The 23,165-nt window shown below is 37.5% G+C and carries 27 protein-coding genes and 1 other annotated feature; of the genes, 22 read left to right on the top strand and 5 right to left on the bottom strand.

Translation table 11 applies throughout. The features are described 5' to 3' along the window. The first annotated feature begins 65 nt into the window (after nt 1–65). Together UGRO018_RS10355 and pepT are read left to right on the top strand one after the other, a co-directional pair. Complete coding sequence (locus tag UGRO018_RS10355; protein ID WP_416326410.1) at nt 66–512, top strand: DUF2383 domain-containing protein; 447 nt, start codon at nt 66–68, stop codon at nt 510–512. A 69-nt stretch (nt 513–581) separates the two neighbouring features. Next, the gene (pepT, locus tag UGRO018_RS10350; protein WP_416326409.1) at nt 582–1,790 is read left to right on the top strand and encodes a peptidase T; all 1,209 of its coding nucleotides are present in this window, start codon (nt 582–584) and stop codon (nt 1,788–1,790) included. Between the two features lie 35 nt (nt 1,791–1,825). Here the strand turns inward: pepT and UGRO018_RS10345 are convergent, their stop codons facing one another. Further along, nucleotides 1,826–2,476, bottom strand: coding sequence for a pentapeptide repeat-containing protein (locus UGRO018_RS10345; RefSeq protein ID WP_416326408.1), 651 nt, complete (start codon nt 2,474–2,476; stop codon nt 1,826–1,828). 137 nt (nt 2,477–2,613) lie between these two features. Between UGRO018_RS10345 and UGRO018_RS10340 the strand changes: the two genes are divergently transcribed. The 17 genes from UGRO018_RS10340 (at nt 2,614) to hisE (ending at nt 15,905) form a co-directional block, all read left to right on the top strand. After that, the gene (locus UGRO018_RS10340) at nt 2,614–2,841 is read left to right on the top strand and encodes a Smr/MutS family protein (RefSeq protein ID WP_416326407.1); all 228 of its coding nucleotides are present in this window, start codon (nt 2,614–2,616) and stop codon (nt 2,839–2,841) included. Nucleotides 2,842–2,854: 13 nt separating this feature from the next. Continuing rightward, nucleotides 2,855–4,999 carry a Tex family protein gene (locus UGRO018_RS10335; protein WP_416326406.1) on the top strand — a complete coding sequence of 715 codons (2,145 nt, stop codon included), beginning with the start codon at nt 2,855–2,857 and terminating at the stop codon, nt 4,997–4,999. A gap of 142 nt (nt 5,000–5,141) precedes the next feature. Next, nucleotides 5,142–5,969 carry a transketolase gene (locus UGRO018_RS10330; protein ID WP_416326405.1) on the top strand — a complete coding sequence of 276 codons (828 nt, stop codon included), beginning with the start codon at nt 5,142–5,144 and terminating at the stop codon, nt 5,967–5,969. Continuing rightward, nucleotides 5,969–6,895: a transketolase family protein gene (locus tag UGRO018_RS10325; RefSeq protein ID WP_416326404.1), complete on the top strand. Its 927-nt coding sequence runs from the start codon at nt 5,969–5,971 to the stop codon at nt 6,893–6,895. The genes UGRO018_RS10330 and UGRO018_RS10325 overlap by 1 nt, the downstream gene beginning before the upstream one ends. 193 nt (nt 6,896–7,088) lie before the next feature. After that, on the top strand, nt 7,089–7,439 hold the full coding sequence (locus tag UGRO018_RS10320) for a helix-turn-helix domain-containing protein (protein WP_416326403.1): 351 nt from the start codon (nt 7,089–7,091) through the stop codon (nt 7,437–7,439). 112 nt (nt 7,440–7,551) lie between these two features. Beyond that, a complete protein-coding gene (locus UGRO018_RS10315; RefSeq protein ID WP_416326402.1) occupies nt 7,552–7,689 on the top strand; it encodes a hypothetical protein in 138 nt (45 codons plus the stop codon). Nucleotides 7,690–7,757: 68 nt separating this feature from the next. Continuing rightward, nucleotides 7,758–8,171 carry a DUF3795 domain-containing protein gene (locus tag UGRO018_RS10310; RefSeq protein WP_416326401.1) on the top strand — a complete coding sequence of 138 codons (414 nt, stop codon included), beginning with the start codon at nt 7,758–7,760 and terminating at the stop codon, nt 8,169–8,171. A gap of 80 nt (nt 8,172–8,251) precedes the next feature. Beyond that, nucleotides 8,252–8,492, top strand: a binding site (T-box leader). Between the two features lie 35 nt (nt 8,493–8,527). After that, on the top strand, nt 8,528–9,652 hold the full coding sequence (hisZ, locus tag UGRO018_RS10305; protein ID WP_416326400.1) for an ATP phosphoribosyltransferase regulatory subunit: 1,125 nt from the start codon (nt 8,528–8,530) through the stop codon (nt 9,650–9,652). Then, nucleotides 9,649–10,287 carry an ATP phosphoribosyltransferase gene (gene hisG, locus UGRO018_RS10300; RefSeq protein ID WP_416326399.1) on the top strand — a complete coding sequence of 213 codons (639 nt, stop codon included), beginning with the start codon at nt 9,649–9,651 and terminating at the stop codon, nt 10,285–10,287. The genes hisZ and hisG overlap by 4 nt, the downstream gene beginning before the upstream one ends. Continuing rightward, nucleotides 10,281–11,564: a histidinol dehydrogenase gene (gene hisD, locus UGRO018_RS10295; protein WP_416326398.1), complete on the top strand. Its 1,284-nt coding sequence runs from the start codon at nt 10,281–10,283 to the stop codon at nt 11,562–11,564. The genes hisG and hisD overlap by 7 nt, the downstream gene beginning before the upstream one ends. Next, nucleotides 11,561–12,601 (top strand): histidinol-phosphate transaminase, encoded by a 1,041-nt coding sequence (gene hisC / locus UGRO018_RS10290; RefSeq protein ID WP_416326397.1) that lies wholly within the window; start codon nt 11,561–11,563, stop codon nt 12,599–12,601. The genes hisD and hisC overlap by 4 nt, the downstream gene beginning before the upstream one ends. Next, nucleotides 12,589–13,170 (top strand): imidazoleglycerol-phosphate dehydratase HisB, encoded by a 582-nt coding sequence (gene hisB, locus UGRO018_RS10285; protein ID WP_416326396.1) that lies wholly within the window; start codon nt 12,589–12,591, stop codon nt 13,168–13,170. Before hisC ends, hisB begins: the two co-directional genes overlap by 13 nt. Beyond that, nucleotides 13,167–13,778, top strand: coding sequence for an imidazole glycerol phosphate synthase subunit HisH (hisH, locus tag UGRO018_RS10280; protein ID WP_416326395.1), 612 nt, complete (start codon nt 13,167–13,169; stop codon nt 13,776–13,778). The genes hisB and hisH overlap by 4 nt, the downstream gene beginning before the upstream one ends. Further along, the gene (gene hisA, locus UGRO018_RS10275) at nt 13,779–14,498 is read left to right on the top strand and encodes a 1-(5-phosphoribosyl)-5-[(5-phosphoribosylamino)methylideneamino]imidazole-4-carboxamide isomerase (RefSeq protein ID WP_416326394.1); all 720 of its coding nucleotides are present in this window, start codon (nt 13,779–13,781) and stop codon (nt 14,496–14,498) included. Between the two features lie 2 nt (nt 14,499–14,500). Next, entirely contained in the window at nt 14,501–15,262 is a 762-nt protein-coding gene (gene hisF / locus UGRO018_RS10270; protein ID WP_416326393.1) for an imidazole glycerol phosphate synthase subunit HisF, read from the top strand. Next, nucleotides 15,259–15,585, top strand: coding sequence for a phosphoribosyl-AMP cyclohydrolase (hisI, locus tag UGRO018_RS10265; RefSeq protein ID WP_416326392.1), 327 nt, complete (start codon nt 15,259–15,261; stop codon nt 15,583–15,585). Before hisF ends, hisI begins: the two co-directional genes overlap by 4 nt. Beyond that, on the top strand, nt 15,582–15,905 hold the full coding sequence (gene hisE / locus UGRO018_RS10260) for a phosphoribosyl-ATP diphosphatase (RefSeq protein ID WP_416326391.1): 324 nt from the start codon (nt 15,582–15,584) through the stop codon (nt 15,903–15,905). The genes hisI and hisE overlap by 4 nt, the downstream gene beginning before the upstream one ends. A 43-nt stretch (nt 15,906–15,948) precedes the next feature. On the opposite strand, the gene UGRO018_RS10255 is transcribed toward hisE, so the two are convergent. Further along, on the bottom strand, nt 15,949–16,449 hold the full coding sequence (locus tag UGRO018_RS10255) for a nitroreductase family protein (RefSeq protein ID WP_416326390.1): 501 nt from the start codon (nt 16,447–16,449) through the stop codon (nt 15,949–15,951). A 174-nt stretch (nt 16,450–16,623) separates the two neighbouring features. Here UGRO018_RS10255 and UGRO018_RS10250 point away from each other — a divergent pair, with 174 nt between their 5' ends. Then, nucleotides 16,624–17,244 (top strand): DUF308 domain-containing protein, encoded by a 621-nt coding sequence (locus UGRO018_RS10250; protein ID WP_416326389.1) that lies wholly within the window; start codon nt 16,624–16,626, stop codon nt 17,242–17,244. Between the two features lie 55 nt (nt 17,245–17,299). Here the strand turns inward: UGRO018_RS10250 and UGRO018_RS10245 are convergent, their stop codons facing one another. The 3 genes from UGRO018_RS10245 to UGRO018_RS10235 all read right to left on the bottom strand — a co-directional run bounded on the left by UGRO018_RS10245 (nt 17,300) and on the right by UGRO018_RS10235 (nt 20,549). Next, nucleotides 17,300–18,244 carry a magnesium transporter CorA family protein gene (locus tag UGRO018_RS10245; protein WP_416326388.1) on the bottom strand — a complete coding sequence of 315 codons (945 nt, stop codon included), beginning with the start codon at nt 18,242–18,244 and terminating at the stop codon, nt 17,300–17,302. Between the two features lie 173 nt (nt 18,245–18,417). After that, complete coding sequence (locus tag UGRO018_RS10240; RefSeq protein WP_416326387.1) at nt 18,418–19,935, bottom strand: GGDEF domain-containing protein; 1,518 nt, start codon at nt 19,933–19,935, stop codon at nt 18,418–18,420. A 74-nt stretch (nt 19,936–20,009) separates the two neighbouring features. Then, on the bottom strand, nt 20,010–20,549 hold the full coding sequence (locus tag UGRO018_RS10235) for a DJ-1 family glyoxalase III (protein ID WP_416326386.1): 540 nt from the start codon (nt 20,547–20,549) through the stop codon (nt 20,010–20,012). 140 nt (nt 20,550–20,689) lie between these two features. Between UGRO018_RS10235 and UGRO018_RS10230 the strand changes: the two genes are divergently transcribed. Then, complete coding sequence (locus UGRO018_RS10230) at nt 20,690–22,033, top strand: alanine/glycine:cation symporter family protein (protein ID WP_416326385.1); 1,344 nt, start codon at nt 20,690–20,692, stop codon at nt 22,031–22,033. Further along, nucleotides 22,034–23,165, top strand: a 1,132-nt coding sequence (locus UGRO018_RS10225) for a glycerate kinase family protein (RefSeq protein WP_416326384.1), incomplete at its 3' end; no start/stop codon positions are given.

Here is a 23,165-nt window from a genome sequence, read left to right as displayed (position 1 = left end):
TTTTATTGAATTTAGGCGAAATACAGAAAAGGAAATCGGTCCATACTATAGTTGAGGTGATATTGATGGATAAAGAAAAATTATCTGAAGAATTGAATCAGTTATTGAAGGGTTGCCATATGGGTGCAGCTGTATTTGAAGATCTAGAAAAAAAGTTGAAAGCAGAAGAATTACAACTTGAGTTTACAAGGATCTTACGTATACTGAAGGTACATGAGCGAACATTGACTGCACAAATCAATGCGATCGGAAAAGATGCAACAGATGATGCGGGAATGATGGGAACGATGGCAGAGATGATGAATAAGTTTAAAAATCTTTCCCTGATGAATGATACCGAAGTAATTGCGGAAGCAGTCAAAAGTATAGAGATGGGCGAAAAAGCGATTCGTGATTTTGATGATTCTCATTTCACGCTAGATGAAGATATGCAGAAAACGATTCGTATCATGGAGGACGATTACAAAAGTATCTATTATAACCTTCATAAATATTTGATAGAATTGAAATAAGGGGAACGTTTTTATCATTGAAAACATGGTAGGGATACGATACAATAAGTAGGGAAAGAAGGACGATGTATGAATGTAGTAGAACGATTTTTAAAGTATGTAAGTTATGATACCCAATCAGATCCTATGTCTTCCACAACACCGAGTACCATGAAGCAATTAACGCTTGCCAATGCTTTGGTAGAAGAGATGAAGGTGATGGGGATCCAAGATGCAAGAGTGGATGAATTTGGCATTGTATATGGTAGTATTCCTGCAACGATACAAGGGAAAAAAACAGTGGGATTCATTGCCCATATGGATACCTCTTGTGATATGAGTGGAAAAGATATCAAGCCTAGGATCATTGAACATTATGATGGTGGTACCATTGTATTGAATGAAGAAAAAGGCATTACCATGGGTCCAGAAGATTTTGATTCTCTCCAAGATAAAAAAGGAAAAGGACTCATCGTCACAGATGGGACTACATTACTTGGTGCGGATGATAAAGCTGGTATTGCGGAAATCTTGACCATGGCAGAACAATTGTTGAAACAAGATCTACCTCATGGTGAAATCAAATTGGCATTTACACCGGATGAAGAGGTAGGCAGAGGCGCAGATCATTTTGATGTTTTGGGATTTGGTGCTGATTTTGCTTATACAGTAGATGGTGGAGAAATCAATAGCGTTGATTATGAAAATTTCAATGCCGCAAGTGCCGAAATTGAAATCCAAGGTTTGAGCATTCACCCAGGTGATGCAAAGGGTAAAATGATCAATGCGTTGTTGGTAGGAATGGAATTTCATTCTCTTTTACCGAAATTTGATGATCCTGCATGTACACAAGGATATGAAGGATTTCATCATTTAACCGATATGAGTGGCGAATGTGAGAAAGCACATATGTCTTATATCATTCGTCATCATGATGAGCGTTTATTTGAGAAACAAAAGCAACAATTTCAATTAGCGGCAGATTTTATCAATCAGAAATATCCGGCTCATACGATTTCCCTTGAGATAAAAGATAGCTATGCCAATATGCGTCAGATCATTGAACAAGACATGAGTATCATAGAACTAGTGAAAACCTCTATGAAGCAGGTAGGGATAGAGCCGACCTCTCATGCAATCAGAGGCGGAACCGATGGAGCAAGATTGACCTATGAAGGACTTCCTTGTCCAAACCTTGGTACCGGTGGATACAATTATCATGGTAAATATGAATATGCTTGTATTGATGAGATGGAGCTATCCGTAAAGCTTCTATTGAACATCGTCGAAACGATATAAAAACATATCTGTAAAGGATATGTTTTTATATGCGATCATTCATAGATTGTTTCAGGTTTGATGATGATACCAAGTAATTTTGCCAATTCCATTGCCTGCTGTTCATTGACCGTTACGCCCGCTAATTTATCTTGACTGACTCCGATTCCTTCGATATCACTGGTACTGAAATCAACTCCGGATAAAGCAGTGTTATAAAATTCACCCTCACTTAATTTACAGTTGTCAAATACAGTCTTATAAAATTCACATTGGATAAAGGAACTACTTGAAAAATCACTGTTCTTCAAAACGGTCTGTTTGAATTTATCTCCGGAAAGATTTGCATAGGTTGCTTTACATTCTTTAAAATAAACGTTTTTCATCGTACAATCCAATATTTCGATACCGGTCAAACGACAATGTAAAAACTGGGTGCGATGGATGGCGCCTTCTTCAAAATGCAAGTTGTTGACTTCACAATTTTCAAATATCACATCTACCATGTCGATCAAAGGGAAATGACAATCTTCAAAATAAACATTTTTAAAATAACAGCCATCCAGATGCAGACAATCGATATCCAATGAGCTTATGGTAATATCTTCAAACAGCTTGCCTTGTACATAGGGATCTTCTATGATACAAGCTTCCAGATCCTTTTCTTTATCTAGTGTTGAACTTATCTTAGGTTGTTCGATTTTCATATCAGGTACCTCGTTTCATTATTAGTATTGTATCGCATAATAGAAGAGATGGAAAGCATAATCGAATGCATTTGTATAGCCTTGTAATCAAAAGAAAAAATGACTATAATGAGAACGTTGAGAAAGTGGGGAATGATATGATCGATCGTTTGGATATTCATGGTTTTACCAAAGCGGAAGCTAAGTTGGCGTTGGATCGTTTTTTGAAACAGGTACCTACCAGTATCCATGAAGTTGTGATCATACATGGCTATCATGGTGGTACAAGGTTGAAAACCTTTGTGAGAAAAGGCTATCAACATCCAAGATTATTACGTACCATGGTTAATATGAATCCCGGAGAAACCATATTTGTATTAAAATAGAAAGGAAATGACAATGGACCATATTATTGAAGCAATTGCGGCTTCACTGAATATCAGTGTTAAGCAGATCAAAAATACGTTGAATTTGATTGAAGAAGGAAACACCGTCCCTTTTATTGCACGTTATCGTAAAGAAGTGACAGGTGGATTAGATGAAGAACAGATTCGTGTCATTCAAGAGAATTATGCGTATCAGATGAATCTAGAAAAAAGAAAAGAAGATGTATTGCGTTTAATTGAGCAACAAGGTAAGCTAAGTGATGAAATCGTTGCTCAGGTGATGAAAGCGGAAAAACTTTCTCAAGTAGAGGATATTTATCGTCCTTATCAACAGAAAAGAAAAACAAGAGCGACAGATGCGATCGGGAAAGGTTTAAAACCGCTTGCGGAATGGATATTGACCTTACCAAGGAATGGTGAGGTAGAAAAAGAAGCTTCCAACTATATCAATGATAAGGTGGAAAATGTGGAAGCAGCTTTACAAGGAGCCAGAGATATCATTGCGGAAATGGCAAGTGATGATGCTGATGTTCGTGCGAGAATTCGTAACAGCATGGAAAAATATGGTCGTTTGATCACAAAAGAAAAGAAAAAGCATGAGGATGATAAGAAAGTCTATAAAATGTACTATGATTATAGCGAACGTGTTTCCACTTTGGCGAGTCATCGTATCATGGCCATCGATCGTGGAGAAAAAGAAAAGGTATTGAGTGTTACGATCGATATCGATGAAGATTATATCATCAATTGGACCATTCATAAATTTACGAAAAAGCGATTAAGTCCTGTCAATGCGCAGATTGAAGAAGCTGTTAAGGATGGATTGAAACGTTTGGCTTTTCCAAGCGTGGAACGAGAAATTCGTAATGAATTGAGTGAAAAAGCTCATGAACAATCCATTGAGGTATTCTCTATGAACCTGGAACGTTTGTTGTTACAGGCACCAATGAAACATAAAATGGTCTTAGGTTTTGATCCTGCATTTCGTACCGGTTGTAAATTAGCAGTTATTGATCATACTGGTAAAATGTTGGATATCAGTGTCATCTATCCACATCAACCCAATGCAAAGGTGAAGGAATCTGAACGTATCATGTTAGAACTTTTGAAAAAATATCCGATCGATATTATCGCTATCGGTAATGGAACGGCTAGTAGAGAAAGTGAAGCATTTGTTGCGAAATTGATCAAGGATCACCAGTTGAAGGTATCTTATACGATCGTGAGTGAAGCAGGTGCCTCTGTATATTCTGCAAGTAAGCTAGCTCGTGAAGAGTTTCCGGATTTACATGTAGAACAAAGAAGTGCGATATCTATCGCTCGAAGAATACAAGATCCATTGAGCGAGCTCATTAAGATCGATCCGCAATCCATTGGGGTAGGTCAATATCAACATGATCTTCCACAAGCTCGTTTAAAAGAAAGACTTGATTTTGTTGTTAGTAAGGCAGTAAATCGTGTAGGCGTCAATGTAAATATGGCAAGTGCAGAGCTGTTAAAAAATATCTCAGGATTGAATGCAACCAGTGCAAAGAATATCGTATCGTATCGAGAAGAGCATGGAGAACTTCATAATCGTAAAGAATTGAAAAAAGTTCCTAAGATCGGCGCAAAAGCGTTTGAACAGGCTGCGGGTTTTTTACGCATCGAAGATGGCGATGAGTTGCTAGATCGCACCAGTATTCACCCGGAAAGCTATGATTTGGCAAGAAAGATCCTTGCAGCTTTGGATATCAAAGAAATCGAAATGGGTAGTGAAGCTACTGCCGATAAGGTGAAAAAGACTTCTGCGAAGGAACTTTGTACGATCTTACAAGCAGATGTTTATACCGTTCAAGATATCTTAGATAGTATTGCCGCACCATTACGTGATTATCGTGATCAATATGCTCAACCGATGCTGAGAAGCGATGTGTTAGAGTTAAGTGATCTTCATGTAGGGCAACAATTAGAAGGCGTGGTCCGCAACGTAGTAGATTTCGGTGCTTTTGTGGATATCGGACTTCATGAAGATGGATTGGTACATATTTCAAAAATGAGTAAAACTAGGATATCTCATCCAAGCGAAATGGTAGCGGTTGGTGATATCGTTAAAGTTTGGGTCTACCATATCGATGAAGAGAAACAAAAAGTACAATTAACACTGCTACAACCTTAATGTAAGCAAATGAAAAGCATATCAAGCAATGTGAAAATTGTGAAAGATACGCTTTTTTTCACTTTCTTTTGAATTTTCTTTGAACTATAAGGGTTTTTTTAGTATAATGTAGGCGGTCAGTTTAAAGGAGGACTATTACATAATGTCAGATTTAGAAAATTTGAGAGAACATGCGACGAATATTCGTAAAAATATTGTAAAAATGGTTTCAGCAGCAGGATCCGGTCATCCAGGTGGATCCCTTTCTTCTGTAGAAATCGTTACATCCATTTATTTTACTCAAATGGATATCAATGAAGATAATCTTACAAGCTGTGCTCGTGATCGTTTTGTATTAAGTAAGGGACATGCATCACCATTGCTTTATGCAGTATTGTGTGAAAAAGGATTTCTAAGTGAAGAAGAGTTGATGACGTTCCGTCAGATCGATTCACGTTTACAAGGGCATCCAAGCATGCGTAAATTGCCTGGTATCGATATGTCTACCGGTTCATTGGGACAGGGAATCTCAGCAGCAGTCGGTATGGCTCTTTCAAATCAATATCATGATCTTCCTTATCGTGTATATACTCTTTTAGGAGATGGAGAATGTGAAGAAGGGGAAGTTTGGGAAGCAGCAATGTCTGCGGCGCATTATAAGCTGGATAATCTGGTAGCATTCGTAGATGCCAATGGATTACAGATTGATGGTAAGGTACAGGATGTTATGAATCCAACACCATTAGATGAAAAGTTCAAAGCATTCGGATGGAATGTAATCGTACTTGAGGATGGAAATGATTTCTCTTCAGTGATCGATGCATTGGAACAAGCAAAGACAGTGAAAGGTAAACCAACCGCTGTTATCGCAAAAACAGTAAAGGGAAAAGGCGTTTCTTTCATGGAAAATAAAGCGAATTGGCATGGTGTTGCACCGGATGCTCAACAATGTGCAGATGCTTTAAAAGAACTTGAAGGAGGACAGGCATAATGGCAAAGATGGCAACAAGAGAAGCTTATGGGAATACCTTAGCAAAGCTGGCATCAGAAAATCCTAATATTCTGGTATTGGATGCGGATCTATCCGGATCTACGAAAAGTGGTATGGTAAAAAAGAATAATCCAAAACAACATTTTAATATGGGAATTGCGGAAGGCAATATGATGGGAGTAGCTGCCGGTCTGGCAACTAGTGGGAATATCGTATTTGCCAGTAGTTTTGCGATGTTTGCGACAGGACGTGCTTATGAGCAAATCAGAAACTCTATTGCATATCCGAAGCTGAATGTGAAGATTTGTGCAAGTCATGCGGGAATCACTGTCGGAGAGGATGGCGCAAGTCATCAAACATTTGAGGATATCGCTTTGATGAGAGGTATTCCGAATATGGTAGTAATATGTCCTGCAGATGGTGTAGAAGCTTCTAAAGCAATCGAAGCAGTTACGGCATATGAAGGACCATGTTATGTGCGTCTTGGAAGAAGTGCAGTAGAAACAGTGTATGAAGAAACGATGGAATTTACGATCGGTAAAGGGAATATCCTTCGTGAAGGTAAAAAAGTAGCGATCGTAGCATGTGGAATCATGGTAGAAGCAGCATTAAAGGCTTATGATACCTTGAAAGAACAAGGCTATGAACCAACTGTTGTGGATATGCACACCATCAAACCAATCGATGAAGAACTATTAACATCTTTGGCAGAAAATCATGATTTATTTGTAACATGTGAAGAACATAGTGTGATCGGTGGTTTAGGTAGTGCAGTTGCAGAGGTGTTGAGTAAGAAAGCACCACGCAAAGTCGTGATGGTAGGTATGCAGGATGTATTCGGCGAAAGCGGTAAGCCTGCACAATTACTTGAAAAATATGGATTAAGCGCTGACGATATCGTAAAAGCAGTAGTGGAAAACGCTTAAAAGAAGGAAGCTGTTATGATGTGATGTTACATGATAACAGTTTTTTTTTGGAATATTTATTTTATAGTATATACTTAAAAGGTATAAAATAAATATTTATGTAAATATTTCAGCATAATTAAAGCTAAAAGTGCGAAAACTGGGCTTGGTTCTTTTATAATGGATACGATTAGGAGAGGGAAGGGATTTCATTATGGAAAGAGCAACGATCAATAAGAAAGTCGGTAAGTCGATTCATCACGCTTTAAAAAGAAAAGGAATGACACAGGAACAGTTGGCTGCAGTGATAGGCACAACACAACGATCTATCTCGGCCTATGTAAGAGGCGAGCAACAACCATCCTTGGAAACCTTGGTGATGATTTGTCAGGCTTTGGAATTGAATTTAAATCAGATATTGCATTTGAATGATACCAATTATCCATATCGAATCCTTGTTCAGGAGGATGAACAGGAATTCATGCAAATACTGGATGATGTACCATCAGAAAAACGTGCAGGATTTACAGCAGTTGTGAAAGCTTTAAAGGATTTAGCGAAATAATACACGAAAATGTGTATTATTTTTATATTATCTGTGCAGATTATACATCAGGGTATCATAGACAAATCCTATAAATGAGTTATACTATATTTAGGTGAAAGGTGTGAATAAAATGCAACAGAAAAACGTAATGGAATTGGATGAGAATGAGAAAACGCTGATTGAAATCTATCGAGCATTGCCTGAGGAAAAAAAGCAAAAGTTTTATTTGATGATGCTTTCTATTGAAAAATTGCTTCTTGATCAATAAATTGCTTTTCTATTTCGAAGAATACTGTTACAATAAGAGTAATAGGAAAAGTGTAAGAGGTAGAGCATATGAATGAAAAAGATGTGATTGAAAACATTGGTAGGTGTGGAAACATTTGTGCTTTCTGTAAGGATGCTGCTTTTTGTAGAGGTTGTACTTCTGACAATCCAAGCTGTGCCAGACATGGAAAAAGAGAAGGTTGTTATCAGTATCGTTGTAGCAAGCAAAAGGGGATTGCCGGATGCTGGGAATGTGATGATGCGCCATGTGATATGGATGTATTCTCGAAAGAAAACAATATTCGACATCGAGCATTTATTCGTTTTGCGAAATATGAGGGAGAAGAAGAGCTGGGAAAATGTGTTTTTCAAAATATGATTCATGGTGTCCGTTATGGGGAAGGCAAAGACTATGATGGTTTTGATAGTGAAGAGGATGTTGTACGCTTATTAACAAGTCATTATTTATCTGATGATAAATGAAAAATGTTACATTGAAATTTTGAAAATATTTCATTTTTTGATTGACATTTCTCATAATTGCGTTTAGTATATAGATAAATAAAAATGCTTTGACAGGAAATAGTAAAGTAAGCGAACATGATAGAGAGTCTTTGGTTGGTGGAAAAAGATATGGATCACTGCTTGAACACATCCTTGAGCAGTAAGGATGAACATAGTAGTTCTTATCGGGGTCCCTGCATCCGTTATCATGCTAGAGTATGTTGGTACTCGAAGAGGTTGATATTGTGAGATATCAATAAAATAAGGTGGAATCACGTAAGTTTAACTTTCGTCCTTTGGATGGAAGTTTTTTTGTTTAGAAAGAGGTGCAAGATATGAAAAAGTTTAGTATACCTTCAGGTACAAGAGATTTGATCTTAAAGGAATGTGTGAATCGTCAAGAGTTAAAACAAGAAATCGAAGCAGTATTTGAAGCTTATGGTTATGAGGAAATCATTACACCATCCATTGAATATTATGAAACTTATCAAACTGGTTTTGAACAATTAAAGGATGAGGCAATGTATAAGTTTTTCGATCAAGAGGGAAAGATCTTAACACTTCGTATGGATATGACAGTGCCTATTGCTAGAGTATGTGCAACCAAATTTAAGGATCAAACACCACCATTTCGCTTTCGTTATACAGCAGATGTTTTTAAGGTGAAGCAATCCTTTGCGGGCAAGCGTAATGAAGTCACGGATTGTGGTGTAGAGCTGATCGGATTACGTGATCTGGAAAGTGATTTAGAAGTATTGATGTGTGCTTTAGAGGTCATGGAAGCTATGAAACAAGATTCCTATACCCTTGAAATCGGTAATGTCAATTTCTTCCATTGTGCATGTGAACAATTAAATCTAACAGAAGAACAGGTTGAAATACTAGCAGATCTCATTGATCGTAAAAGTATGATCGAGTTAAAGGAATACTTGAGCAACTTACAACTAGAAGAAGAAAAACAGGCATTCTTTCTTCAGTTGCCATGGCTTTGTGGCGATGAGAGCGTGTTAACGGAAGCACTTGATTATTGTTTTAATGATCAATTAAAACAAATCGTGTTGGCAATGCAGAAATTGATGAAAGATCTTGGTACGTTAGGATATGGAGATCATATTACGTTTGATTTAGGTAAGGTACCTCATTTGAATTACTATAGCGGGCTGTTATTTGAAGGCTTTGTAGGTGGCATAGGTACTAGTGTACTAAGTGGTGGTCGATATGATCATCTATTAGAGAAATTTGGAAATGCATTACCTGCGATTGGCTTCTCCGTTAAGCTGGATTATATCTTATCCATGTATGAAGCGAGGCAGAATACAAAACAAACATTGATTTTAACTTATCCGCTTCATCTTCAATTGACAGCATTGGATAAAGCAAAAGAGCTTCGTAAAAAATATCGAGTTGAATTGATTCCTGCGGATGTAAAGGAAATCGAAATCAAGGAGGCGGTAAAATGAGTATATCATTGGCATTGACCAAGGGGCGTTTGGAAAAAGAAACGGTAAAGTTGTTAGAGAAAAGCGGTTATGGAATAGAACCGTTAAAAAATAAAGGAAGAGCTTTGGTATTTCCTGATACCAAAAAGGATATCAATTATTTCTTAGTAAAAGCAAATGATTGTATCACCTATGTGCAACATGGGGTTGCGGATATCGGTGTTGTTGGTAAGGATACCTTATTAGAGGGAGATAAAGATTATTATGAAATGCTGGATCTAGGCATTGGTAAGTGTAAATTTATCGTTGCAGGATTACCGGAAAATAATTTGTTTGAGAAAATCGGACATGTAAAAATCGGAACCAAGTATCCAAGTATTGCGAAATCTTATTTTTTGAATCGGGGAATGGATGTCGAAATTATTAAAATTGATGGATCTGTGGAACTTGCGCCTATTTTAGGGTTATGTGATGGTATCGTAGATATCATGGAAACAGGAACCACACTGAAGGAAAATGGATTGGTGGTATTTGATACCGTTTGTGATATCAGTGCCAGAGTGATTGTAAATAAAGCTAGCTTTAAATTGAAACGGGATGAAGTATCCGCTATTTTGAAAGATTTGAAGCAAGCTATGGAGGATGTAGCATGTTAAGTGAGATCAGTATACAAAATAAAGCAGCATTAAAGGCTTATATGGAAAGTAGAACTGAGGAAATCAACAGTGATGTCATCATCAAGGTCACGAAGATCTTAGAGGATGTACGCAAGCGTAAAGATGAGGCTGTCAAAGCATATACAAAACAATTTGATGGAATTGAGCTAGATCAATTTCGTGTGAGTGAGGCTGAAATTGAAGAAGCAAGTGCAAAATGTGATCCTTTCTTTTGTGAAAGCATGCGAAAAGCAAAAGAAAACATTGCATATTTTCATAAAGCACAAAAACAAAATGGCTATCTCTTACAAAAAGAAATGGGAATTTATCTGGGACAGCGTGTATTACCATTAGATAGTGTTGGTATTTATGTTCCAGGAGGACGTGCACAATATCCAAGCAGTGTCTTAATGAATGCCATTCCTGCAAGTGTAGCAGGAGTAAAACGTATCGTGATGATCACACCTCCAAGTAAGGATGGTATGTTGCATCCTAATATCGCATTTGCGGCAAAGTTAGCCGGTGTCAAAGAAATTTATAAGGTTGGCGGAGCACAAGGGATTGCGGCTTTGGCATATGGTACAGAAAGCATTGCGCCAGTTGATAAAATCGTCGGACCTGGAAACATCTTTGTCGCAGCCGCAAAGAAATTGGTGTTTGGTAAGGTAGATATCGATATGATTGCCGGACCAAGTGAAATTCTGGTTGTGGCAGATGAAAAGGCAAATCCTGAATACGTGGCAGCGGATCTGTTGTCACAGGCAGAGCATGATCCTATGGCTAGTTCTGTGTTATTGACGACCAGTAAGGAATTGTTACAGAAGGTCAACTTGGAATTAAGGAAACAAACAGATCGTTTGCCTAAGAAAGCAATCATTGAAGAAAGTTTAAAAAATTACGGAAAAGCGATTGTATGTACTAGCCTAGAGGAATGTATAGAAATTGCCAATAGCATTGCACCGGAGCATTTAGAATTGATGGTGGAAGATCCTATGGCTTATCTTGGTAGTGTAAAACATGCAGGAAGCGTATTTATGGGATATTATACATGTGAAAGTATCGGTGACTATTATGGTGGTACCAATCATGTATTGCCTACCAGTGGAACCGCAAGATTTTCGAGCGCATTGTCTGTAGATAGCTTTATCAAAAAATCAAGCTTTTTACACTATACAAAAGAAGCTGTCAATGCTTATGGAGAAGCGATCATCACTATGGGCGAGGAAGAGGAACTACAGGCTCATGCGAATGCAGTGAGAGTGAGGTTGTCAAAATGAAAGAAATACAAGTGTATGAAACAAAGCGAGCAGATGGTCTGTTATTAAATGCCAATGAGCTCAGCCAAAATATCAATGAAAGAATCATGGAAGAAATCCAACAGGCAATACCGGAAATCATGTTTCATCGTTATCCTGATATTGAAAACAAGGAATTGATCGATGCATATGCCGAAGTCATCAATATGGCAGGAAATAAGATCTTGGCTGGCAATGGTAGTGATGAAATGTTGGGTTTGATGATCGGATATTTCCTGGGGAAAGGAAAAACGTTGTATACATTGAATCCTGATTTCTCTATGTATGATTATTATGCGACCATGCACGAAGCAACGATCTTAAAATATCCGTGTCAAAAGGATGGAAGCTTTGATATTGATGCATTCATTGAAATGGGAAGAAAACAAGGTGTGGATATGATCTTGTTTTCCAATCCCAATAATCCAACCGGACATGCATTGAAACGTAATGGTATTGATAAGATCATTCGCTCCTTTCCACATATTCCGGTCATCATTGATGAAGCATATGCGGAATTTGCCAATGAAAGCATGTTACAATGTGTAGATCAGTATCAAAATTTATATGTCACTAGAACCCTTTCCAAAGCTTATGGACTAGCAGGTGCACGTTTGGGGTTCTTGATCAGTAACCAACAAAACATCGAGGAATTAAGACCAAAGGTAGTACCTTATAATATATCCGCAATGTCACAAAAAGTAGGTGCTATTGTATTAAAACATGCGAAAGAATATCAACCGATCGTAAAGAAAACCATCGCCCAACGAGATTGGATGTATCAAAAAGTAAAAGACTTTACTAGTATCACTTTTTATCCATCTCAAGCAAATTATTTATATGGACGATGTGATCAAAAGGAAAAGCTATTACAAGCTTTCAACCGACAGAAGATCGTCATTCGTGATTATAAAGGTAATGATAGTTTTCGAATCACCATCGGTAGTGAAGCGGAAAATAAAAGAGTATTGGATGTGTTGAAAAAATTCGAGAAGGAGATGGCATCATGCGTATCGTAACGAAAGAACGAGAAACAAACGAGACAAACATTCGATGTTCTTTGAATTTGGATGGAAATAGAATCAGCGATATTCAAACCGGTATTGGATTCTTTGATCATATGTTGACGTTGTTTGCGTTTCATTCCGGGATAGATTTAACACTGCAAGCCAAGGGAGATCTTGACGTATGTGATCATCATACCGTTGAAGATTGTGGTATCCTATTAGGAACCTGTGTGAAGGAAGCCTTAGGAGAAAGGCGAGGAATCGCTCGTTATGGAAGTATGATGCTTCCTATGGATGAAACATTATGCAATGTCACTTTGGATATCAGCGGACGTCCTTTTCTAGTTTATCAATGTGAATTAAAAAGAGATACCATAGGAACATTTTCTTGTGAAATGGTGGAAGAATTCTTACGTGCCTTTGCATTTGCATCAGGGATGACCCTTCATGTCAATGTTATGTATGGAACCAACGATCACCATAAGGTAGAAGCAATCTTTAAGGCCTTGGGAAGAGCATTAAAAGAAGCTATAAAAGTAGAAGGCGATACATTGCCAAGTACGAAGGGGAAATTAGAATGATAGCGATCATAGATTATGGCATGGGGAACCTGCATAGTGTTGAAAATGCTTTGCGTAAATTAGATGTAGAATGTAAAGTTACAAGTGATCCACAGGATTTAATGCTTGCGGATAAATTGATCCTTCCGGGTGTCGGAGCTTTTCCGGATTGTATGAAAAATTTAGCGGCATCAGGCGTTTTGGATACGTTAAAGGAAGAGGTACTTGTAAAGAAAAAGCCGTTACTTGGAATTTGTTTGGGAATGCAGGCTTTATTTGAGGAAAGTGAGGAAGGAGGCTTAACAAAGGGGCTTGGCTTTTTAAAAGGTCGTATCGTTAAAATGGTGGATCCTAAGGTGAAGATCCCACATATTGGTTGGAACCTTTTAGAGAAACAACAAGACTTTGCTTTGTTTGAGCGCTTGTCTAAGCATCCTTTTGTGTATTATGTGCATTCCTATTATGCACAGGGTATCGAAGAATCTGACTTGATAGGATATTCCCGTTATGGAAAATTAAAGATACCGGGACTTGTATGTCATGAAAATGTATTAGGAGCGCAATTTCATCCGGAAAAAAGTGCAGAGGATGGCTTGGCAATTCTAACGTATTTTAAGGAGGAGTTTTAAATGATCATATTACCAGCCATTGATATTCTAGATCATGCCCCGGTACGTCTTTATCAGGGCGATTATGATAAAAAAGAAACCGTAGGAGAAAGTATTCTAGATATCGCAAAGACCTTTGCGTCCCTTGGCGCAGAGTATCTTCATATGGTAGATCTGAATGGCGCTAAAGAAGGAAAAAAATGTAATCAGCAGGCCATTTTGGAAGTTGCTCAAGCTTTGGATATCCCCGTGGAAGTAGGTGGCGGAATTCGTTCTATGAGTGATGTTGCTTTCTATTTGGAACAAGGCGTATCACGTGTGATCTTAGGAACAGCGGCATTAGAAGACGAAGCGTTTTTGAAAGAAGCAATTCGTAAATATCAAGAGAAGATTGCAGTGGGCATAGATTGTAAACATGGTTATGTATGTGGCAATGGATGGCTTTCCGATAGTACTTGGGGTTATCTTGCATTTGCGAAAAAGATGGAAGAATTAGGTGTAAAAACCATTATTGTAACAGATATCAGTAAGGATGGCACAATGATGGGACCGAATATTCAAATGTTGAAGGAATTGGCTGAGACACTATCCATACAAATCATCGCAAGTGGTGGAATCAAGGATCTATCTCATATTCAAGCATTAAAGGAATTGGGCATTTATGGCGCAATTACGGGAAAAGCGATGTATGCCAATACGTTATCGCTTCCTGAAGCAATCGCTTTATGTAAGGAGGGATAAACATGCATACCAAACGAATCATTCCTTGTTTAGATGTCAAGGATGGACGTGTTGTGAAGGGCATTAATTTTGTGGGTTTAAAAGAAGTCGGTGACCCTGTTGAGCTTGCGAAAAGCTATTATGAACAAGGGGCGGATGAACTGGTCTTTTTGGATATCACCGCAACACATGAACAGCGAGATACGATGGTACAAGTAGTAGAGCGTGTCGCAAGAGAAATATTTATCCCATTCACTGTTGGTGGTGGAATTCGCAGTGTGGAAGATATTCGTAAGCTATTGTTGGCAGGTGCGGATAAAGTTAGCTTAAATAGTGCGGCGGTAAAGAATCCTTCTTTGATCAAAGAAGGCGCAGAAATGTTTGGTGATCAATGTATCGTTTTGGCCGTTGATGGTCGTATGAGAGAGGATCAAAGCGGTTGGAATGTGGTCATTCAAGGTGGTAGAGTTGATACCGGCATGGATCTTTTAGCATGGGTCAAACAAGGTGTTGACTTAGGTGCCGGTGAAATCTTATTGACCAGTATGGACGCAGATGGTACCAAAAAAGGTTTTGATATTGCGCTATGTAAAGCGGTAAGAGATATCGTTGATGTACCTGTGATCGCAAGTGGTGGCTGTGGTTCTTTAGAACACTTTGCGCAGGTATTCGAAGAGGAAGCCAGTGATGCGGCACTTGCTGCAAGCATGTTTCATTATGGGGAAGTGAGCATTCCACAGGTCAAACGGTATTTGAAAGAGAAAGGAATTGCGGTACGTATATGATCTCAATAGATTTTGAAAAGGGCAATGGATTGATACCGGTTGTTGTTCAGGATGAGGAAAGCAAAGAAGTATTGATGCTAGCCTATATGAATGAAGAAAGCTTAAAGAAAACAATAGAAACGAAAAAAGCGACTTATTTTTCAAGAAGCCGTAATGAGCTATGGGTCAAAGGAGAAACCAGTGGACATTATCAATATGTATCAGATATTCGTGTTGATTGTGATGAGGATACCATCTTATTGCTGGTGAAACAAGTTGGCGCAGCATGTCATACAGGACATTACAGTTGTTTTTATCGCAATATAGAAGGAGAAGAGCTATGAAAGAATTAGAAGTATTATATGAAACGATTTTAAGTAGAAAAGAACAAGGGGAAGAAGGAAGTTATACTAGTTATTTATTTCAAAAAGGATTGGATAAAATATTAAAAAAAGTAGGGGAAGAATGTACAGAGGTTGTGATTGCTTCCTTATCTCAAACAAAAGAAGACCAAATCAATGAAATCGGAGATTTATTATATCATTTAATGGTTTTAATGGTTGAAAAAGGAATCACGTTAGAAGAAGTAAATGCGGAACTAGAAAAACGTAGTGAAAAAACACATAATCTGAAAGCGGAGAGAAAACCGATTGAAAATCTATAGAAAAGATGGCCACTTACGGTCATCTTTTCTAACATGATAAACTTTATTTATAATATGTGATCTTTGATTCATCAAAACGATCGACTTTTTCTTTATGCTCATCTCCATAACCTACTGCGACGATTGCTATAGGAATCAGATCTGGATCAATGTGGTAGTAAGAACGAAAACGATCAATGCGCTCTTGAGATGGACCGATGGCACACCAACACGTTCCCAATCCAAGATGAACTGCTTCAATCAAGATGTTTTCAATTGCCGCAGCTGCATCCACATAAAGATATTCATCCGGTTGACTGGCTTTCTTATCACCTAATACCATGATAGCACAAGGTGCTGTTTTCATCATTTGCGTATAAGGTTGTAGCTGGGTCATTGTGGATAATGCTTCCTTATTCGTGATGACCATGAACCTCCAGCTTTGAGAATTTCTTGCGGTTGGTGCATTCATTGCCGCATGTAATAATTCCATCAGTTTATCTTCTTCCACCTGTTGATCTAGATATTTTCGAATGCTTTGACGTTCATATAATTCTTTTAACATGTTATCACCTCAAGTACAGTATAACATGAAATAAATGGAAAGGATTTGAAAAACGCATCCATTTTACATGGAAGGTGGAACTAACATGAAGAAAATCAGGATAGAATACAAGAAAGTATGCATAAAGAAAGGAAAATATGGTATCATGAAGAAAAGAAACCAGGAGGTATGAGAATGAATTTGAAAATTGAGAATTGGAAGTTAATGATTTTATCGATATTTTATCTGATCATTGCGATCTTATCTTATACAATTGAAAGGGTAGAATTTTTAAATTTCTTTAAAATTGCCGGTATCATCATTGTTTTGGTGGGATTATTTCAAATCTTAGTGTATTTCTTTAAGAAAGAATATTTAAAGCCAAATGAGTTTAGCTTTGCTTTTGGATTGTTGTACTGTATGGCTGGGTTGATCGTGACCTTTAAGCCTAATGTAATCGTGGATAATTATCCTTTGGTATTGAGTGGTTTGGTTGTATTGGATAGTACGTTACGTACCCAATATTCAATGAATCTGTTTCGTTTACAGGATGGACAATGGGTTGCCAATCTGGTATTGGCGATTGTTCCTTTGATCTTGGGGATGGTATTAATTTTAGTGCCATTTGAAGAAAAATTTCTACATAATTTCTTCAGTTTCTTATTGATTCTGGATGCTATCGCTAATTTTTATACCATTCTTTATTACAAGAGAATTGTGAAAAAATATGGTAGTAGAGGAGAAAACATGTTGGACTTTGAAGGAAAACAAAAGGAAGCTGTCACATGTGATGAGGTTATCATAAAAGAAGAATAAAACAGGGAAACCTGTTTTTTTAATCTAAAAAAAACGTATGCATAGCGAGCATACGTTAATGAAACATGTCTTTCTTCATGAAGATAAAGGTTGCGATGATACATGCGATCACGGCAATCAGGGTAGGGAACCACCATTCCGGGAAAGGTAGACCACTGACGTTCATGCCATAGAAACTGAATATAATATTTGGTATGGCCATTACAATGGTAATTACCGTTAAAACTTTCATGACGATATTCAGGTTATTACTGATAACAGAGGCAAAGGCATCCATGGTACCGGATAAAATATTGCTGTAGATATTACACATTTCAATAGCCTGATGAATTTCAATCAATACATCTTCTAAAAGATCTTGATCATCTTCATATAGTTTGATTGCTTTTCCTCTCATGATTTTATTCAGTGTGACCTCATCTGTTTTGAGTGAGGTAGAAAAATACACAAGAGATTTTTCTAATCCAAGCATCTGGATCAATTCTTTATTTTTCATGGATTGATGTAAACTTGTTTCTGTTCTCGATGAAATACGATCGATTTGTTTTAGATACATTAGGAATCGTTGAGATATCCTTAGTAATAACAATAATAAGAATCTGGTTTTCATATCTGTATGAACACCTTTGATTCTTCCACCAGCCATATCTTCGATATTTAAATTTTCATGAAGGCATATGGTAACTACATATCCTTTCATAATGACAACCCCTAATGGTAATGTGGTATAAAGCAATGTGTTTTCTTTGATGTTTTCATCGTCCTCTGCACTTGGATAATCGACAATGACCAAAGTTTGATTTTCATCATCATCAAAGTCAATATGTGGACTTTCCTCTTCATCAAGACTCGCCTTGATGAATTCAGGTAATACACCGATCTTTGTTGTTAAATATTCAATTTCCTCCTGTGTCGGAGATATTGCGTTGATCCAACAACCTGCTTCCGGTTGTTCGATTCTTCTAGTGCCATTTTCAAACGTTTTGTAAAATTCTAACATGGTGACCTCCTTATGACAGGAGTACGATTATGCCTCCTGTATTTGTTTTGACGTTTTGATGATATGGACTTTCGGGCTCTGGAGACATAAACTTCACCTTCCTTTTCAGCTTATTCATTATAACATGACTTTTCTAGGAAAAGAAAGAAAAAAATATATAAAAAGAAGCACGATCATGCTTCTTGTTCTTGATATTGTACAAATTGATTTTTTCCTCTGTTCTTCGCTTGATACAATGCTTCGTCTGCACAGGCGATTAGATGATTCAAAGATGCAATCGTTTCTTTCTTTTGACAGATGAATCCTGCGGACAATTGTAAACGATCTTGTTGATGTTCAAGTTGACAGAAGATATCCGTAAGATAACAACTGATATCTGCTTCGGTTTTATCGATAAACAGACAAAGGAATTCATCTCCGCCAAAGCGATAGGGAATGATATGTTCATCTGCATGTTTTAAAAGAATATCTGCGACCTTTTTGATGATTTCATCTCCATAAAGATGACCGAAGTGATCATTGAATTCTTTGAAATTATCAATATCACACATCGCAATACCTATGGTCTTTATATCTTTACGCTCCATCCAGCCTTTGCTATCCATATGATAGCTATGACGATTTTTTAATTGGGTGACTTCATCATAGCCAACCTTTTGTTTCAAAATTAGGTTTTGTGCCATAAGATCATTTAATAACATTTTTTCATGATATGACTGTGCCTTTACTTTATCATTTTGTTCATTGGCCTTCTGCACCAATTGGAAATAATCTTGATAGAGCATGTTCTTGTCATAATCACATGGAAAACACTCGCATAAATCAATGAAATGTTTTTGTACGATGAGCATTTGATTCGCATTGGAGCTATTGCTAGTTTCGCAAAGGATCATCAATGCTTGCTTTGCTCTGCGTTGTTCTTGAAAATGAATTGCTACAGGAATGATTTCATCAAAAATCTCAAACAACTGATGTGAGGTATAGCATTGATCCTTATAAGAGGTAAACATGGCATCCATACCTTTGATGGCATCCGCTTTGTTTTGTTCACAATCTGCGGTTAATACGGTATTGGCAAGATATAAGATCAAACAAGTGTCTTTTAATTCTTCAGACAGCTCTAGATAGTATCTTGCTCGTTTTTTATTTTTCTGTTTATGTTCAATGGAAATCAAATTCGATAAAATGATAAAACGAACTCGCTTAGAAATATCATCTTCAAAAGAGTGGCACAAAGTAAGTGCTTTTTGATAATAGACCTGGGCATCTAAAAAATCATTACGGTTATGGAAAAGATTAGCGATATTGTTCAATATGCTTGCTTCTTTTCTTTTATCGTTTTGTTGTTTGCAAATAGAAAGCGTCTTACAATAATAATCCAAAGCACTGGGTTCATCATAGTGATAGTAATAATACAATCCACATAAATGATACGTCAATAAAAGTAGATTTTCATCTTGTAGATGTTCACAAAGATTTAAGGCATGTATCATATAATAACGTGCTTCAACGTTATCTTGTGTAGAAATACAGCTATCTAGTAAATAACTATAAGCATAGGCTTCTGCTATGGTGTCCTGTTGTTGTAAAGCTTCTTCTAGGAGCTGTAATGCGACAGTTTTTTCTTCGTGAAAATTATAAAAACGTAGCATTTCCAGACGCTCAATGTAATGTTGTAATATCACGTTCATAAAATCACTCCTATTCATAAGAAAAAGTATAACAGGATGATGCACTTATTTTGTCGAATTATCTGAATCTTATATTATATTTCATAATATATAGAATTTTTTACCTTTATTGCATCTTCTGTGCCCATGATTTTTTCAATGATCGCAAAAGCAAAATCAATCACGGCAGCAGCGCTTCGTCCTGTGATGATATTTCCATCTGTGACGGTATATTGATCTACATAGGTACCTTGGAAATCTTCGTTCATACTTGTAAAGCAGGTATATTTCTTATGCTTCAATAATCCATGACGTCCAAGGATCGTTGGTGCTGCGCAAATAGCTGCAATCAACTTATTTTTTTCCACAAAATCATCGATGATGGACATCACTTCTTTGCTAGCTTCTAGTTTTTGATAGTGAGGACCTCCCGGTAAAAATAACATGCCGTATTGATCTAAATTGGCATCTTTTAGATTTTTGATTTCACTGATACATACATCAAATCGACCGGTTGCCTGAGTTGCATCTAATGCAAAGACATCTACTTGGATGCCTGCTCTTCTTAATAAGGCAATGGTACCGACTGCTTCTAGTTCTTCAAAACCATCTGTTAGTATACACATAACGTTCATTTTACGTTTCCTCCTTCATAAATTCAAACGTATTATAACACTTTTTTTGATAATCAGACAGATTGCTTTCTATTTATAGAAGAAATCCAGACTAATTGATGAAAAAAGAGAATACAATGAAACAGAATGGGAGTGAGACAATGGAAAAGTTAATGCGGATGAATGAGGCATTGAATCATCTTGTATGGGGGAAATATATGATTTTGTTGTTGCTGTTTTGCGGGTTTTGGTTATTGATTAGAACGGGCTTTCTGCCGATTCGACATGCAAAGTTGATCATGAAAAAGACATTGGGATCTTTATTTCATACAGATAAACAACATGGAATCACCCCATTTCAAGCAGTTTCAACGGCTTTAGCAGGTACTTTGGGTGTTGGTAGTGTCATTGGGGTAACCACCGCATTGACCTTAGGCGGTCCTGGTGCAATTTTTTGGATGTGCATCAGTGCTTTTTTCGGTATGATGAGTAAATATGCTGAGGTAGTACTTGCCATCCATTATCGAGAACATAGAGAAGATGGCTATCTTGGGGGTCCGATGACAACATTAGAACATGGCTGTCATAGTAAATTTTTAGGAGTATTGTTTGCGGTATTATGTATTCTTGCATCTTTTGGAATCGGTAATGTGACGCCAGCCAATACCATTGCGGTGACCATCAATACGTATATATCCTTTCCTCCTTTATGGATCGGGGCATTTCTTGCCATTGGGGTAGGGATCATCTTGATGGGAAAGGCGCAAAGCATTATGAGATTCAATGAAATTATCGTACCACTTGTAAGTGTGTTGTATTTACTTGCATGTTGTTATCTCATCTTTTTGCATATGGATCAATTACCACATGCCATACGTTTGGTATTTGAAGATGCACTATCCTTAGACAGTGGTGTTGGCGGTGTCATTGGCTATTTAAGTTCAAGAGCAGTTCATTATGGCATATCTAGAGGTGTATTCAGCAACGAAGCAGGAATGGGAAGTTCTCCGATTTCGCATGCCAGTGTAGCACAGGTGAATGCAGTGGAACAAGGGTTTTGGGGTATTTTTGAAGTCTTTTTCGATACCATGATCGTTTGTGTATTGACGGCTTTGGTTGTGTTAAGCAGTGGATTGCTTCATGAAGGGATGGATGGTGCTTCGCTTACCATCGCTTGTTTTGAACAAGGGTTTGGTAAAGCAGGAGGTATGATATTCGCTTGTTCTATCATAGCATTTGCGATACCTTCTATTCTGGGTTGGTATTATTATGCAAGCGAATGTATTCGTTATTTGTTTCATTCTGCATGGGTAAAATACGTCTATAATATGATATTTATTGCTTTGTTGATCATTGGTTGTTGTATGGAGCTATCCTTTGTTTGGGAGGTTGCTGATACCTTGAATGGGTGTATGGCGATTCCAAATCTGATTTCTCTTTTAATTTTAACAAAAACTGTGGTAAAATTAACAAAAGAATATATAGATGAACATAGGAGTGATTAGATGAAGGTTGTAATTGCCTGTGACTCATACAAAGGATGTATGAGCTCCAGAGAGGTAGCAAACAGAATAGAACAAGGAATTCATCAAGCGAAAGCAGATGTAGAAACCATATCATATGTGATTGCGGATGGTGGTGAGGGAACCGTAGAGGCGTTTGATCAAACTTGTGGTGGAGTGAAACAGCAAGTTCATACCACTGATGCATATGGTAAAAAAATTGTAAGTGAGTATACGCTCATTGAAGATGGAACCACTGCAGTAATTGAAGTGGCGAATATCATTGGATTGAATATGCATGAACGAGAGAAACGGATGCCGTTTTTCGGAAGTAGCTTCGGCGTAGGAACCGTAATTCTAGATGCGGTAAATAAAGGATGTAAGAAAATCATTATTGGGCTTGGAGGAAGTGCAACCAATGATGGAGGTATGGGGCTATTACAATGTTTAGGCTGTCGATTTTACGATCATGAACATAAGTATTTATCGCCACAGGCAATGAATCTTGAGAAAATTCGATACATCGACTTTCACCGTTTGAATAAGCTTGAAGGTATTGAGTTGATTGCGGCATGCGATGTGAAAAATCATTTGCTTGGACAGCAAGGTGCAACCTTTGTATTCGGAAAACAAAAAGGTTTTTATCCGAATCAGTTAAAGAAAATAGATGCTGGAATGGAAAATTATAGAAATCATATACTGCGCTACACGCAAATAGATATCAATCAATTCGAAGGTGGTGGTGCAGCAGGTGGTATCGGTGCTGTTTTGATTGGTATTTTGAATGCACGTATGACACCTGGCATTGAATTGTTACTATCTTACAGTGATATGGAAGATATGGTCAAAGATTGTGATCTGGTAATTACAGGAGAGGGACAAAGTGATCGTCAAACCATGTTCGGAAAGGTTCCTGTGGGAATTCTTAATTTAGCAAATCGTTATCAAAAGCCAACCATTTGTATCAGTGGGGCGCTGGGTATCGGATATATGGATCTGTTTGAACTTGGGTTTATCGGTATTTATAGTATCTCAGATCGTGCGATGACCTTTCAACAAGCCTTGGAGAATGCTCCGGAAAAATTAAGTGCAGCAACCTATTCTATTATGAAGACCATCTTATATTTTATAGAAC

This window comes from Hoskinsella mucinilytica, assembly GCF_045223415.1.
GTDB lineage: Bacteria > Bacillota_I > Bacilli_A > Erysipelotrichales > Erysipelotrichaceae > Hoskinsella > Hoskinsella mucinilytica.
The sequence above is the reverse complement of the archived record's forward strand: the minus strand, read 5'-3'. Positions and strand labels throughout refer to the sequence as shown.

Coding starts and splice junctions, on each gene's coding strand:
- hisA (WP_416326394.1), top strand. CDS start 13,779: ATGATCATATTACCAGCCATTGATATTCTAGATCATGCCCCGGTACGT.
- hisH (WP_416326395.1), top strand. CDS start 13,167: ATGATAGCGATCATAGATTATGGCATGGGGAACCTGCATAGTGTTGAA.
- hisG (WP_416326399.1), top strand. CDS start 9,649: ATGAGTATATCATTGGCATTGACCAAGGGGCGTTTGGAAAAAGAAACG.
- UGRO018_RS10240 (WP_416326387.1), bottom strand. CDS start 19,935: ATGAACGTGATATTACAACATTACATTGAGCGTCTGGAAATGCTACGT.
- UGRO018_RS10230 (WP_416326385.1), top strand. CDS start 20,690: ATGGAAAAGTTAATGCGGATGAATGAGGCATTGAATCATCTTGTATGG.
- UGRO018_RS10310 (WP_416326401.1), top strand. CDS start 7,758: ATGAATGAAAAAGATGTGATTGAAAACATTGGTAGGTGTGGAAACATT.
- UGRO018_RS10325 (WP_416326404.1), top strand. CDS start 5,969: ATGGCAAAGATGGCAACAAGAGAAGCTTATGGGAATACCTTAGCAAAG.
- UGRO018_RS10355 (WP_416326410.1), top strand. CDS start 66: ATGGATAAAGAAAAATTATCTGAAGAATTGAATCAGTTATTGAAGGGT.
- hisC (WP_416326397.1), top strand. CDS start 11,561: ATGAAAGAAATACAAGTGTATGAAACAAAGCGAGCAGATGGTCTGTTA.
- UGRO018_RS10245 (WP_416326388.1), bottom strand. CDS start 18,244: ATGTTAGAATTTTACAAAACGTTTGAAAATGGCACTAGAAGAATCGAA.
- UGRO018_RS10255 (WP_416326390.1), bottom strand. CDS start 16,449: ATGTTAAAAGAATTATATGAACGTCAAAGCATTCGAAAATATCTAGAT.
- UGRO018_RS10235 (WP_416326386.1), bottom strand. CDS start 20,549: ATGAACGTTATGTGTATACTAACAGATGGTTTTGAAGAACTAGAAGCA.
- pepT (WP_416326409.1), top strand. CDS start 582: ATGAATGTAGTAGAACGATTTTTAAAGTATGTAAGTTATGATACCCAA.
- hisI (WP_416326392.1), top strand. CDS start 15,259: ATGATCTCAATAGATTTTGAAAAGGGCAATGGATTGATACCGGTTGTT.
- hisE (WP_416326391.1), top strand. CDS start 15,582: ATGAAAGAATTAGAAGTATTATATGAAACGATTTTAAGTAGAAAAGAA.
- hisZ (WP_416326400.1), top strand. CDS start 8,528: ATGAAAAAGTTTAGTATACCTTCAGGTACAAGAGATTTGATCTTAAAG.
- UGRO018_RS10320 (WP_416326403.1), top strand. CDS start 7,089: ATGGAAAGAGCAACGATCAATAAGAAAGTCGGTAAGTCGATTCATCAC.
- UGRO018_RS10345 (WP_416326408.1), bottom strand. CDS start 2,476: ATGAAAATCGAACAACCTAAGATAAGTTCAACACTAGATAAAGAAAAG.
- hisF (WP_416326393.1), top strand. CDS start 14,501: ATGCATACCAAACGAATCATTCCTTGTTTAGATGTCAAGGATGGACGT.
- UGRO018_RS10335 (WP_416326406.1), top strand. CDS start 2,855: ATGGACCATATTATTGAAGCAATTGCGGCTTCACTGAATATCAGTGTT.
- UGRO018_RS10340 (WP_416326407.1), top strand. CDS start 2,614: ATGATCGATCGTTTGGATATTCATGGTTTTACCAAAGCGGAAGCTAAG.
- hisB (WP_416326396.1), top strand. CDS start 12,589: ATGCGTATCGTAACGAAAGAACGAGAAACAAACGAGACAAACATTCGA.
- UGRO018_RS10250 (WP_416326389.1), top strand. CDS start 16,624: ATGAATTTGAAAATTGAGAATTGGAAGTTAATGATTTTATCGATATTT.
- UGRO018_RS10330 (WP_416326405.1), top strand. CDS start 5,142: ATGTCAGATTTAGAAAATTTGAGAGAACATGCGACGAATATTCGTAAA.
- UGRO018_RS10315 (WP_416326402.1), top strand. CDS start 7,552: ATGCAACAGAAAAACGTAATGGAATTGGATGAGAATGAGAAAACGCTG.
- hisD (WP_416326398.1), top strand. CDS start 10,281: ATGTTAAGTGAGATCAGTATACAAAATAAAGCAGCATTAAAGGCTTAT.